Raw genomic sequence first — 13,173 nt, forward strand, 5'->3', positions numbered from 1 at the left:
TCGCGCGGGCAGCGATGTCTGGTGATGGCGGGGAGGCCTAGCGCCCGCCCGAGACGGTGACAATCGATCCTGTCGTATAGGATGCGGCGTCCGACAGCAGCCAGAGGACGGCGGCGGCGCATTCCGCCGCCGTGCCGGCCCGGCCCATCGGGATCGCGCCGCGCATGGCCTCGGCCCGGTCGGGGATGCCGCCGGAGGCGTGGATGTCGGTGTCGATGATGCCGGGGCGGACCGCGTTGACGCGGACGCCCTCGGCGGCGACCTCACGGGCGAGGCCGACGGTGAAGCTGTCGATCGCCCCCTTGGCGGCGGCGTAGTCGACGTACTGGCCGGGCGCGCCGAGCAGGGCGGCGGCCGAGGACAGGTTGACGATCGCGCCGCCGCGGCCGCCGTGGCGGGTCGACATCCGCCGCACCGCCTCGCGCGCGGCGACGACGCTGCCGATCACGTTGATCCGGAACATCCGCTCGAGCCGGGCGACGGTCATCTCGTCGACGCGGGCGGCGCGGTCGACCACGCCGGCGTTGTTGACGAGGCCGGCGACCCGGCCGACGGCGTCGGCGGCGGCGAACAGGGCGAGGACGTCGGCCTCGACGCCGACGTCGGCCCTGACCGCGACCGCGCGGCCGCCGGCCGCGCCGATCTCGGCGACGAGGCTCTCCGCGGCGCCGGCGTCGGAGACGTATGAGAACACCACGTCGAAGCCGTCGGCGGCGGCCGCGAGCGCGGTCGCCCGGCCGATGCCCCGGCTGCCGCCGGTGACGACGAGGACGCGGTCGCTCATCGCTCGCTCGTCCTCAGAGGTCCAGCACCAGGCGCTGCGGATCCTCGAGGCTCTCCTTGACGCGGACGAGGAAGGTCACCGCCTCCTTGCCGTCGACGATGCGGTGGTCGTAGGAGAGCGCGAGATACATCATCGGCCGGATCTCGATCTTGCCGCCGACGACCATCGGCCGCTCCTGGATCTTGTGCATGCCGAGGATGCCCGACTGCGGCGCGTTCAGGATCGGCGTCGACATCAGCGAGCCGTAGACGCCGCCGTTGGAGATCGTGAAGGTGCCGCCCTGCATCTCCTCGATCTTGAGCTGGCCGTCGCGGGCGCGCTTGCCGAACTCGCCGATCTTCTTCTCGACCGCCGAGATCGACATCTGGTCGGCGTCGCGCACCACCGGGACCACGAGGCCCTTCTCGGTGCCCACGGCGACGCCGACGTGGTAGTAGTTCTTGTAGATGATGTCCTGGCCGTCGATCTCGGCGTTGACCGCCGGGATCTCCTTGAGCGCCTGGATGCAGGCCTTCACGAAGAAGCCCATGAAGCCGAGCTTGACGCCGTGCTTCTTCTCGAAGAGGTCCTTGTAGGCGTTGCGCAGAGCCATCACGTTGGTCATGTCCACCTCGTTGAAGGTGGTCAGCATGGCCGCGGAATTCTGCGCGTCCTTGAGGCGGCGCGCGATGGTCTGGCGCAGCTTGGTCATGCGCACCCGCTCCTCGCGGGCGGCGTCGTCGGCCGGGGCGGCCGGACGCGGCGCCGGTGCGGCGGCGGCCACCGGGGCCGGAGCGGCGGCGGCGCCGGCGATCGCCTTCAGGACGTCCTCCTTCAGCACCTGGCCGCGCTTGCCGGAGCCGGCGTCGACGGCGACGCCGGTCTCGGCCATCAGCTTGGCCGCGGACGGCGCCGGCGGCATCGCCGTCGCGGCCGGCGCGGGCGCGGCGGCGGCGGCCGGCGCGGCGGGGGCGGCGGCCGGAGCCGGGGCGGCGGGGGCGGCCGCGGCGGCGCCGCCGTCGGAGAGGCTGCCGAGCAGGGCGCCGACGCCGACGGTCTCGCCGGCGGCGACCAGGATCTCGGCGAGCGTGCCGGAGGCGGGGGCGGGAACCTCGATGGTGACCTTGTCGGTCTCGAGCTCGACGACCGGCTCGTCGGCCTTCACGGCCTCGCCCGCCTTCTTGAACCACCGGCCGATGGTCGCCTCGGTCACGGATTCGCCGAGGGTCGGAACGCGGATCTCAATCGCCATGACGTGCGGTCTCTCGAAAGATACGGAAGGATGTTCGTCGGGAAGGGGCGGCCGGAGCGCTCGCCGCGTCGGGCGCGCTCCGGCCGCGAGGGCTCACTCGCCGAGGGCCTCGTCGAGGAAGGCGGCGAGCTGGGCGAGGTGCTTGGACATCAGGCCGGTGGCGGTGGCGGCGGCCGGGGCGCGGCCGACGTAGCGCGGACGGCCGTGCTTGGCGCCGATCTGCTTCAGCACCCACTCGAGATAGGGCTCGGCGAAGGTCCAGGAGCCCATGTTCTTGGGCTCTTCCTGGCACCAGACCATATCGGCCTGCGGGAAGCGGCCGAGCTCGCCCACCAGCGCCTTGGCCGGGAACGGGTAGAGCTGCTCGACGCGCAGCAGGTAGACGTCGTCGACGCCGCGCTTCTCGCGCTCCTCGAGCAGGTCGAAGTAGACCTTGCCCGAGCACATCACGACGCGGCGGATCTCGGCGTCCGGCTTCAGCTTGACCGTGAGCGTCTCCGGCGCCGACTGGGCGTCGTCCCAGAGCAGGCGGTGGAACGAGGTCTCGGGGCCGAACTCGACGAGCTTCGACACCGCCCGCTTGTGGCGCAGCAGCGACTTCGGCGTCATCAGGATCAGCGGCTTGCGGAAGTCGCGTGTCAGCTGCCGGCGCAGGATGTGGAAGTAGTTGGCCGGGGTGGTGCAGTTGGCGACCTGCATGTTGTCCTCGGCGCAGAGCTGCAGCCAGCGCTCGAGGCGGGCCGAGGAATGCTCGGGACCCTGGCCCTCGTAGCCGTGCGGCAGCAGGCAGACGAGGCCGGACATGCGCAGCCACTTGCGCTCGCCGCCGGAGATGAACTGGTCGAACACCACCTGGGCGCCGTTGGCGAAGTCGCCGAACTGGGCCTCCCACAGGGTGAGCGCGTTCGGGCGGGCCAGCGAGTAGCCGTATTCGAAGCCGAGCACGGCCTCCTCGGACAGCATCGAGTTGATGACCTCGAAGCGGGCCTGGGTCGGCGACAGGTTGGCGAGCGGGATGTAGCGCTCCTCGGTCTCCTGGTCGTAGAGCACCGAGTGGCGCTGGCTGAAGGTGCCGCGCTCGCAGTCCTGGCCCGACAGGCGGATCTTGTGCCCGCCGAGGGCGAGCGAGCCGAAGGCGAGCGCCTCGCCGGTGGCCCAGTCGATGCCCTCGCCGGTCTCGATCGCCTTGGCGCGGGCGTCGATGAAGCGCTGGATGGTGCGGTGGACGCGGAAGCCCTCGGGGATGGTGGTGAGCTTGCGGCCGATGTCCTTCAGCGTGTCCATGTTGACGCCGGAGTGGCCGCGGCGCTGCTCGTCGAAACTGTCCGCGACCTTGAGGCCGGCCCAGGCGCCGTCGAGCCAGTCGGCCTTGTTGGGCTTGTAGGCTTGGCCGGTGTCGAACTCGCCGTCGAGCCGGGCGCGGAACTCGTTCTTCCAGCCCTCGACCTCGTCGGCGGTGACGACGCCCTCGGACACCAGCTTCTCGGCGTAGATCTGCAGCGTCGTCCGCATGCCGCGGATCTTCTTGTACATGATCGGCTGCGTGAACGCCGGCTCGTCGCCCTCGTTGTGGCCGAAGCGGCGGTAGCAGATCATGTCGACGACGACCGGCTTGTGGAACTTCTGCCGGAACTCGACCGCGATCTTGGCGGCGTAGACGACGGCCTCGGGGTCGTCGCCGTTGCAGTGGAAGATCGGCGCCTCGATCATCTTGGCGACGTCGGACGGATAGGGTGACGACCGCGAGAAATGCGGGTTGGTCGTGAAGCCGATCTGGTTGTTGATGATGAAGTGGATCGAGCCGGCGGTGCGGTGGCCGCGCAGCTGGGACAGGCCGAAGCACTCGGCCACCACGCCCTGGCCGGCGAAGGCGGCGTCGCCGTGGAGGAGCAGCGGCAGCACCTTGGTGCGCTCGCGCAGCGGGATGATGTCGCCCTCGAACACGGTCGCCATCTGGTCCTGCTTGGCGCGGACCTTGCCGAGCACGACCGGGTTGACGATCTCGAGGTGCGAGGGGTTCGGCGTCAGGCTGAGGTGGACCTTGTTGCCGTCGAACTCGCGGTCCGACGAGGCGCCGAGGTGGTACTTGACGTCGCCGGAACCCTCGACGTCGTCGGGGGCGTAGGAGCCGCCCTTGAACTCGTGGAACAGCGCCCGGTGCGGCTTGCCCATCACCTGGGTCAGCACGTTGAGGCGGCCGCGGTGGGCCATGCCGAGCACGATCTCGCGGATGCCGAGGTTGCCGCCGCGCTTGATGATCTGCTCGAGCGCCGGGATCAGCGATTCGCCGCCGTCGAGGCCGAAGCGCTTGGTGCCGGTGTACTTGACGTCGAGGAACTTCTCGAAGCCCTCGGCCTCGACCAGCTTGTTGAGGATGGCGCGCTTGCCCTCGCGGGTGAAGGCGACCTGCTTGTCCGGACCCTCGATGCGCTCCTGGATCCAGGCCTTCTCCTCGGGCGAGGAGATGTGCATGAACTCGACCGCCAGCGTGCCGCAATAGGTGCGGCGCAGGATCTCGACCATCTCGCGCACGGTCGCGAACTCGAGGCCGAGCACGTTGTCGATGAAGATCTTGCGGTCGAGGTCGGCCTCGCCGAAGCCGTAGGAGGCCGGGTGCAGTTCCTCGTGGTCGCCCTTCTTGGCGATGCCGAGCGGGTCGAGGTTGGCGTAGAGGTGGCCGCGCATGCGGTAGGCGCGGATCATCATGATGGCGCGCACGGAATCGCGCGTGGCCTGCTGGACCTGCTCGGGGCTGACGGCGGCGCCCTTCTCGGCGACCTTGGCCTCGATCTTCTTCTCGACCTTCTTGGCGGTCTCGCCCCAGTTGCCGTCGAGGGCGGCGACGAGTTCGCCGTTGGGGACGATCGGCCAGTCCGGCCGCTTCCAGGGCGCGCCCTTGGCGTTCTTCTCGACCTCGACCTTCTGGTCGCCGAGGGCGGCGAAGAAGGTGCGCCACTCCGCGTCGACGGTGGCGGGATCCTTCTCGTAGCGGGCGTAGAGGTCCTCGATGTAGGCCGCGTTGCCGCCATAGAGGAAAGAGGTCAGCGCAAAAGCGTCGTTCTCGTCTTGCCGTGCCATGCCGCCACCGGGACCGCGGGCCCCGTCCTTCAGGTGCGGGGCGGCGTTCGTCGCCGCCTCCTCGGGGGAACGGCCGGCGCGGGATCTCGCTCCCGCGCCGGCCCGGTTCGTCAGATGGTGTCGGCGCCGCGCCGGGGCGAGCCCCCGCGGCGGCCGGATCAGCCCTTCAGGACCTCGACCAGCGTCTTGCCGAGGCGCGCCGGCGACGGCGAGACGCGGATGCCCGCGGCCTCCATCGCGGCGATCTTGTCCTCGGCGCCGCCCTTGCCGCCCGAGATGATCGCGCCGGCGTGGCCCATGCGGCGGCCCGGAGGCGCCGTGCGGCCGGCGATGAAGCCGACCATCGGCTTCTTGCGGCCGCGCTTGGCCTCGTCGGCGATGAACTGCGCCGCGTCCTCCTCGGCCGAGCCGCCGATCTCGCCGATCATGACGATCGAGTGGGTGTCGGGGTCGGCGAGGAACATCTCCAGGACGTCGATGAACTCGGTGCCCTTGACCGGGTCGCCGCCGATGCCGACGGCCGTGGTCTGGCCGAGGCCCTCGTTCGAGGTCTGGAACACCGCCTCGTAGGTCAGCGTGCCGGAGCGCGACACGATGCCGACCGAGCCCTTGCGGAAGATGTTGGCCGGCATGATGCCGATCTTCGATGCGCCGGCGGTGACGACGCCCGGGCAGTTCGGCCCGATCAGCCGTGTCTTGGAGCCGGACAGGGCACGCTTGACGCGCACCATGTCGAGCACCGGGATGCCCTCGGTGATGCAGACGACCAGCGGGATCTCCGCCTCGATCGCCTCGCAGATCGAATCGGCGGCGAACGGCGGCGGCACGTAGACCACCGAGGCGTCGGCGCCGGTGGCGATCTTCGCCTCGAGCACGGTGTCGTAGACCGGCAGCTCCTGGCCGGAGGCCGCGGTCCACTTGGAGCCGCCCTTGCCCGGGGTGACGCCGGCGACCATCTGCGTGCCGTAGGCCAGCGCCTGCTCGGTGTGGAACGTGCCGGTCTTGCCGGTGATGCCCTGGGTCAGGACCTTGGTATTTTGATCGATCAGGATGGGCATTAGGGATTCCGATCCTTCAACAAGGCTTTGATGTCTTCGAGTGCGATGAGCATCCGGCGATTCAAATCCAGAAGATCTTCATTGATCTTCTTGACCTGCTCGAAATTATTTCTGCTGCGCTTCGCCGAGTTTCTCAGGACCCAAAACATCGCGATGACGATGAGGAGGGGCGGCAGCCAGTTGGCAAAGATTTGGATCGCCCCCCGTTCCATCACTTGGCCCGCACGGCGGCGACGATCTTCTGGGCGGCGTCGTCGAGGTCGTCGGCGGCGAGGACGTTGAGGCCGCTCTCCGCGATGATCTGCTTGCCGAGCTCGACGTTGGTGCCCTCGAGGCGCACCACCAGCGGGACCTGGAGGCCGACCGCCTTCACCGCGGCGAGGACGCCGCGCGCGATGACGTCGCACTTCATGATGCCGCCGAAGATGTTGACCAGGATGCCCTTCACGTTCGGGTCGGCGGTGATGATCTTGAAGGCCGCGGTGACCTTCTCCTCGGTGGCGCCGCCGCCGACGTCGAGGAAGTTCGCCGGCTCCTCGCCGTAGAGCTTGATGATGTCGAGGGTCGCCATCGCGAGGCCGGCGCCGTTGACCATGCAGCCGATGGTGCCTTCGAGGGCGATGTAGGCGAGGTCGTATTTCGACGCCTCGATCTCCTTGTCGTCCTCCTCGGTGACGTCGCGCAGGGCGACGATCTCGGGGTGGCGGTAGAGCGAGTTGGAGTCGAAGCTGACCTTGCCGTCGAGGGCGACGACGTCGCCGGCCGGCGTGACGATCAGCGGGTTGACCTCGAGCATCGCCATGTCGGTGCCGACGAAGGCGTCGTAGAGCTTGGAGGCGACCGGGCCGATCTGCTTGGCGGCATTGCCCGAGAGGTTCAGCGCCTTGGCGAGCGTGCGGCCGTGGTGCGGCATGAAGCCGGTGGCCGGGTCGATCGAGAAGGTGACGATCTTCTCCGGCGTCGAGTGGGCGACTTCCTCGATGTCCATGCCGCCCTCGGTGGAGGCGACGAAGGCGACGCGCGAGGTGGCGCGGTCGACGAGGATCGAGAGGTAGAGCTCCTTCTCGATGTCGGAGCCGCTCTCGATGTACATGCGGTTGACCTGCTTGCCGGCGGGGCCGGTCTGCACGGTCACCAGCGTCTTGCCGAACATCTGGCGGACGAAGGCGGCGGCCTCGTCGGCCGAACGGGCGAGGCGGACGCCGCCCTTCTCGCCGGCGTCGGCTTCCTTGAACTTGCCCTTGCCGCGGCCACCGGCGTGGATCTGGCTCTTGACGACCCAGAGCGGGCCGGGCAGCGACTTGGCGGCGGCCTCGGCCTCGTCGACCGACAGCACGGCGACGCCCGGGTTCACCGGCACGCCGAACTGCTTGAAGATGGCCTTCGCCTGGTATTCGTGGATGTTCATCCGGACGTCCTTAGGAGGAGTGGGGACGGGAAGGGCGGGGGATACGGAAACCCTGGGGCGACGGGGCCGCGTCGTTCGCCGCGCGGCCCTCGTCCGTCGGGGTCTGTTTACTTCAGGGCGGGAGCGATCGTCTTGCAGGCCTCGACGAGGCCCTTGACCGCGCCGACCGACTTGTCGAACTGCGCCTTCTCGTCGCCGACGAGCTCGATCTCGATGACGCGCTCGACGCCGGCGGCGCCGATCACCACGGGCACGCCGACGTACATGTCCTCGACGCCGTACTCGCCGCCGAGGTGTGCGGCGACCGGCAGGACGCGCTTCTTGTCCTTGAGGTAGGACTCGGCCATGGCGATCGCCGAGGCGGCCGGGGCGTAGAAGGCCGAACCGGTCTTCAGCAGCGCGACGATCTCGGCGCCGCCGTCACGGGTGCGCTGCACGATCTGGTCGAGCTTCTCCTGGGTGGTCCAGCCCATCTTGACGAGGTCCGGCAGCGGGATGCCGGCGACGGTCGAGTAGCGGGTCAGCGGCACCATGGTGTCGCCGTGACCGCCGAGCACGAAGGCGGTGACGTCCTTGACGGAGACGCCGAACTCCTCGGCGAGGAAGTAGCGGAAGCGGGCGCTGTCGAGCACGCCGGCCATGCCGACGACCTTGTTCTTCGGCAGGCCGGAGAACTTCTGCAGCGCCCACACCATCGCGTCGAGCGGGTTGGTGATGCAGATGACGAAGGCGTCCGGGGCGTACTTGGCGATGCCGGCGCCGACCTGCTCCATGACGCGCAGGTTGATGCCGAGCAGGTCGTCGCGGCTCATGCCGGGCTTGCGCGGCACGCCGGCGGTGACGATGACGACGTCGGCGCCCGCGATGGCCTCGTAGCCCTGGGTGCCGGACATGCGGCTGTCGAAGCCGTCGACCGGCGAGGACTCGGCGAGGTCGAGCGCCTTGCCCTGGGGCACGCCCTCGGCGATGTCGAACAGCACGACGTCACCGAGTTCCTTCAGGCCCACGAGGTGGGCGAGCGTGCCACCGATCTGACCTGCACCGACGAGAGCGATCTTGTTCCGCGCCATCGTTCTTGCGCCTTCCGTTTACGTAAAGGTCAACTGAACCGACTTCAGCTTGGATCGCATTACCCCGGTCCTTGCTGCGGTGCAAGCAGGCTATCGGGCCAATACGACGAATTTATCAGCCTTCGGCGAGACCAGCCGAAGTGTCGGGGAATGCGCGGTCCGCGAGGTCTGCGATATAACTTACGTATACGTCAGGTATGCCATGGACGCATCGCGACGGGTGTGCCGACGACGCGCTTGCACCCGGGCGCGGATCGTGGATCCATGGTCGAAAGGGGTCTTCCGGGAGTTCCGCCGATGTCGTTCGACCACTGGCTCGCCTTCGCGCTCGCCTCCGCCGTGATGCTGGCGATCCCCGGACCGACGGTCCTCCTGGTGGTGTCCTACGCCCTCGGCCACGGCCGGCGGGCGACCGCCGCCACGGTTGCCGGGGTCGCGCTCGGCGACTTCACGGCGATGACCGCGTCGATGCTCGGCCTCGGCGCCCTGCTCGCCACCTCGGCGGCGCTGTTCACGGCGCTGAAGTGGGTCGGCGCCGCCTATCTGGTCTGGCTCGGCGTCAAGTTGTGGCGGGCGCCGATCGCCGCGGCGGACGCGACCGCGCCGGCGGAGGCGCGGCCGGTGCGGATCTTCCTGCACGCCTTCGCGGTCACCGCGCTCAACCCGAAGAGCATCGTCTTCTTCGTCGCCTTCGTGCCGCAGTTCCTGGTGGCCGGCGATCCGTTGTTGCCGCAGATGGCGGTCGCCGAGGCGACCTTCCTGGTGCTGGCGAGCGCCAACGCGCTCGCCTACGCCCTGCTCGCCTCGGCGGCGCGGCGTGGGATCCGGCGGCCGTCGGTGCAGCGGGCGGTCAACCGTGTCGGCGGCTCGCTACTGGTCGGCGCCGGCGCGCTCGCCGCGGCGTGGCGGGCGCCCGCCTCGTGATCCGGCGGACCCGGCGCGGCGTGGTTTACGCGGCGTCGACGACATCCGCAATCACCGCCGAATGGTCAGACATTTCTTTACGCATTCCCGCTAGGGTCGGTCCGGAAGTCGCTCGACACTCGGATCAACACGGACGGTGACGGTGCTGCAGCGGGACGGGGGCGGGGGCGCTCTGGCAGCGGACGGCGAAACGGCCGACGCACCCATCGGCGACGGCGAGCTCAGGCTGCGCCTCGCGGTCGAGGCCACCGGGCTCGGCATCTGGGACGTCGACATCGGGACCGGCCGCCGCCGCTGGTCGGACGAGCTCAAGGCGATGCTCGGCCTCTCCGCGGACGCCGAGGCCAGCGAGGAACTCCTGCTCGCCTGCGTCCACCCCGAGGACCGCGACGCGGTCCGCGGCCACAACCGCGTCACCTTTCTCTCGGTCGACGCGATCGGCGAGGCGACCTTCCGGATCGTGCGCCGCGACGACGGCGCGGTGCGCTGGATCCATTCGCGTGGCCGGGCCGTGGTGGACGACGCCGGCCGGTTCGTCCGCCGGGTCGGAACCTTCCACGACGTCACCGAACAGCGGCGCACCCACGAGGCTCTCGACCTGTCGCTCCGGCGCCACCGGGCGCTGATCGACGCCACCGCCGAGATCGTGTGGCACGCCGACGCCACCCAGTCGACGGGCGACGGCGCCGGCTGGAACGTCTTCACCGGCATGGACGGCCTGCAGGCCACCCCGTTCGGCTGGCTCGCGGCCGTGCACCCGGACGATCGCGAGGCGGTGCTGTGCACCGTGCGGGCCGCGATCGCCGCGGGCACCGCCTACACCAACGAATACCGCCTGCGCCACGCCGCCTCGGATGGCTACCACTGGGTCGTCGACCGCGGCGTGCCGCTCAAGGACGGTGCCGGACGGGTGGTGGAGTGGGTCGGCATCATCTCCGACGTCCACGGCCGCCGCAGCGCCGAGGAGGCGATCCGGCTCGCCGCGGAGACCGATCCGCTGACCGGCCTCGCCAACCGCGCGGTGTTCCAGGCCGCCCTGGACCGGGTGGCGGCGCGCCGGGACGGCGGGTGCGTGACGGTGCTGCTGGTCGACCTCGACGGCTTCAAGGAGGTCAACGACGGCTTCGGCCACGACGCCGGCGACCGCGTGCTGCAGGCGGCGGCTGCGCGGATCCGCGCCGTCGTGCCGCCGGGCGCCACGGTGGCGCGCCTCGGCGGCGACGAGTTCGGCATCCTGGTCGAGGGGATCGAGTCCGACGCGGCCGCGGCGCTCGGTGCGGCGCTGATCGAGGCGATCGGCGTCTGCGTGCCCCGGACCGACGTGCCGGTGCCCTGCACGGCGACGGTCGGCTATTCGATCCACCCCTGCTTCGACGACGATCCCGGGCGGCTCCTGAAGAACGCCGACATCGCGCTCTACGCCGCCAAGGCCTGCGGGCGCGGCCGGGTGCGCGGCTTCGACCCGGCGATGCGGACGGCGATCGAGCGCCGCGCCAGCGTGCTGCGCAACGCCCGCGACGCGCTCGCCCGCGATGCGGTCGTGCCCTACTACCAGCCCAAGATCTCGCTCGCCGGCGGCGCCGTGATCGGCTTCGAGGCGCTGCTGCGCTGGCACGACGGCGAGCGGACGCGTTCGCCCGCCGACATCTCGGACGCCTTCGAGGACCCCGAACTGGCCTGTCGGATCGGCGAGCGGATGCTCGCCGCGGCGATCGCCGACATGCGCGCCTGGCAGGACGCGGAACTCCCGTTCGGCCACGTCGCCGTCAACGTCGCGACCGCGGAGGTGCGCCGGCCGGACTTCGCCGCCAGCGTCGCCGCCGCCCTCGCCGCGGCCGGCCTGTCGCGCGACCGGCTGGAAATCGAGATCACCGAGAGCGTGCTGCTCGAGCGCGAGGGCGGCGTCGCCCTCGACGTGCTCGCCGCCCTCGAGGCGGCGGGGATCGCGCTGTCGCTCGACGACTTCGGCACCGGCTACGCCTCGCTGACCCACCTCAAGAAGTTCCCGATGTCGTGGCTGAAGATCGACCGCTCCTTCGTGGCGGGGCTCGAGACCGACGGTGACAGCCGGGCGATCGTGCAGGCGGTGCTCGGCATGGCCCGCAACATCGGCATCCGCGTTGTCGCCGAGGGCGTCGAGACCGGCTGGCAGTGCCGCTTCCTGCGCGAGAACGGCTGCGACGCCGGCCAGGGCTACCTGTTCGCCCGGCCGATGCCGGCCGCCGACGTGCCCGGCTTCCTCGCCGGTTTCACGCAGCGGCGGGCGGCGCAACTGCTCGGCCTGCCCGAGCTCGGCCGGGTCCGTGCCGGCCGGGTGTTCATCCCGAGTCCCTGACGGCGGTCCGGCGCGGCGCCGGGTGCGCCGGGACACCGCGGGCGCGGCGTCAGGCCGGCGATCCGGTCTCCGCGTCCGCCGCGGCTCCGTCGCGGCGCGGGGCGGCGAGATAGGCCTCGGAGCGCATCTCGATCAGGCGGCTCGCGGTGCGGTCGAACTCGAAGGCCTCGGTGCCGTGGGTCGCGACGTAGAGCGCGGTCGGCTCGGCGGCGGCCGAGGCGACCAGCTTGATCCCCTCGTCGTAGAGCGTGTCGACCAGGGTGATGAAGCGCTTGGCCTCGTTGCGGCGGGCGTGGTCGAGCACCGGCACGCGCTCGACGAAGACGGTGTCGAAGGCGGCGGCGACGGCGCGGTAGTCGGCGGCGCCGAGCGGCTTCCCGCAGAGGTCGGCGAAGGCGAAGCGGGCGTAGGGGCCGGAGCTCTCGGGCACCGTCACCGTACGGCCGGCGACGGCGAGGGCGCGCGGCGCGCCGCGCTCGGCACCGGTGAGCCGGGTCCACAGCCGCTCGACGGCGACGTCGGTGTCGCGGCCGAGGGGCGAGAACCAGACGTCGGCGCGCGCCAGGGTGCGCAGGCGGTAGTCGTTGGGCGAGCCGAGGTGCAGCACCTCGCAGCGTCGCTGCAACAGGCCGACGAACGGCAGGAAGTGGTCGCGGTTGATACCGTCCTCGTAGAGCCGGCCGGGCTCGACGTTGGAGGTGGCGACGAGCGTGACGCCGAGGTCGAACAGCCGGGTGAACAGGCGGCCGAGGATCATGGCGTCGCCGATGTCGGTGACGGCGAACTCGTCGAAGCAGATCAGCGTGGTCTCGGCCGCGATGGCGTCGGCGACCGCGGCGACCGGGTCGCGCTCGGCGCCGGCGGCGATGGCGCGGCGGGCGGCGTGGACGCGCGCGTGGACGTCGGCCATGAAGACGTGGAAGTGGCGGCGGATCTTGGTCTCCACGGGCACCAGCCCGAAGAACAGGTCCATCAGCATGGTCTTGCCGCGCCCGACCCCGCCCCAGACGTAGAGCCCGCGCGGACCCGGGCCGTTGGCCGTGCGGCGGCCGCGGCCGAACAGCCAGCCGAGCGCCGAGCCCTTGGCGGCGAGCTTGCGCTCGCCGAGGTCGCGCAGCAGCCGGTCGAGCGCGGCGGCGACGGCACGCTGGGCCGGATCGGCGGTGATCTCGCCGGCGGCGGCGAGGCGGTCGTAGGCCGCGGTGACGCAGGCGCCGGTCGGACGATCGGCGCCGTAGTCGGCCGGGGCGGACGGATGGGGATGGGAGGTCAAGGCACGTCCGGT

10 protein-coding genes are annotated in these 13,173 nt (G+C 70.7%); 2 read left to right on the top strand and 8 right to left on the bottom strand.

Annotated elements, in window-relative coordinates; genetic code table 11:
- Window positions 1-37 precede the first annotated feature (37 nt).
- The 7 genes from EDD54_RS23290 to mdh form a co-directional block, all read right to left on the bottom strand.
- Window positions 38-784: an SDR family oxidoreductase gene (locus tag EDD54_RS23290; protein ID WP_126540555.1), complete on the bottom strand. Its 747-nt coding sequence runs from the start codon at window positions 782-784 to the stop codon at window positions 38-40.
- A 13-nt stretch (window positions 785-797) separates the two neighbouring features.
- Window positions 798-2,015: a 2-oxoglutarate dehydrogenase complex dihydrolipoyllysine-residue succinyltransferase gene (odhB, locus tag EDD54_RS21065; RefSeq protein WP_126540556.1), complete on the bottom strand. Its 1,218-nt coding sequence runs from the start codon at window positions 2,013-2,015 to the stop codon at window positions 798-800.
- Window positions 2,016-2,108: 93 nt separating this feature from the next.
- The gene (locus EDD54_RS21070; RefSeq protein ID WP_126540557.1) at window positions 2,109-5,093 is read right to left on the bottom strand and encodes a 2-oxoglutarate dehydrogenase E1 component; all 2,985 of its coding nucleotides are present in this window, start codon (window positions 5,091-5,093) and stop codon (window positions 2,109-2,111) included.
- A 158-nt stretch (window positions 5,094-5,251) separates the two neighbouring features.
- Window positions 5,252-6,151: a succinate--CoA ligase subunit alpha gene (gene sucD, locus EDD54_RS21075; RefSeq protein WP_126540558.1), complete on the bottom strand. Its 900-nt coding sequence runs from the start codon at window positions 6,149-6,151 to the stop codon at window positions 5,252-5,254.
- Window positions 6,151-6,363 (bottom strand): hypothetical protein, encoded by a 213-nt coding sequence (locus tag EDD54_RS21080; RefSeq protein WP_126540559.1) that lies wholly within the window; start codon window positions 6,361-6,363, stop codon window positions 6,151-6,153. The genes sucD and EDD54_RS21080 overlap by 1 nt, the downstream gene beginning before the upstream one ends.
- The gene (gene sucC, locus EDD54_RS21085) at window positions 6,363-7,559 is read right to left on the bottom strand and encodes an ADP-forming succinate--CoA ligase subunit beta (protein WP_126540560.1); all 1,197 of its coding nucleotides are present in this window, start codon (window positions 7,557-7,559) and stop codon (window positions 6,363-6,365) included. The genes EDD54_RS21080 and sucC overlap by 1 nt, the downstream gene beginning before the upstream one ends.
- Window positions 7,560-7,666: 107 nt before the next feature.
- On the bottom strand, window positions 7,667-8,629 hold the full coding sequence (gene mdh, locus EDD54_RS21090) for a malate dehydrogenase (protein ID WP_126540561.1): 963 nt from the start codon (window positions 8,627-8,629) through the stop codon (window positions 7,667-7,669).
- A gap of 297 nt (window positions 8,630-8,926) precedes the next feature.
- On the opposite strand from mdh, the gene EDD54_RS21095 reads away from it, so the two are divergent.
- On the top strand, window positions 8,927-9,553 hold the full coding sequence (locus EDD54_RS21095; RefSeq protein WP_126540562.1) for a LysE family translocator: 627 nt from the start codon (window positions 8,927-8,929) through the stop codon (window positions 9,551-9,553).
- A 142-nt stretch (window positions 9,554-9,695) separates the two neighbouring features.
- Window positions 9,696-11,888: a putative bifunctional diguanylate cyclase/phosphodiesterase gene (locus EDD54_RS21100; protein ID WP_165644457.1), complete on the top strand. Its 2,193-nt coding sequence runs from the start codon at window positions 9,696-9,698 to the stop codon at window positions 11,886-11,888.
- 49 nt (window positions 11,889-11,937) lie between these two features.
- Here EDD54_RS21100 and zapE read toward each other — a convergent pair whose 3' ends face one another.
- The gene (gene zapE / locus EDD54_RS21105; RefSeq protein ID WP_126540564.1) at window positions 11,938-13,161 is read right to left on the bottom strand and encodes a cell division protein ZapE; all 1,224 of its coding nucleotides are present in this window, start codon (window positions 13,159-13,161) and stop codon (window positions 11,938-11,940) included.
- Window positions 13,162-13,173 lie beyond the last annotated feature (12 nt).

It is taken from the genome of Oharaeibacter diazotrophicus, from assembly GCF_004362745.1.
In the GTDB taxonomy this organism is placed as follows: domain Bacteria; phylum Pseudomonadota; class Alphaproteobacteria; order Rhizobiales; family Pleomorphomonadaceae; genus Oharaeibacter; species Oharaeibacter diazotrophicus.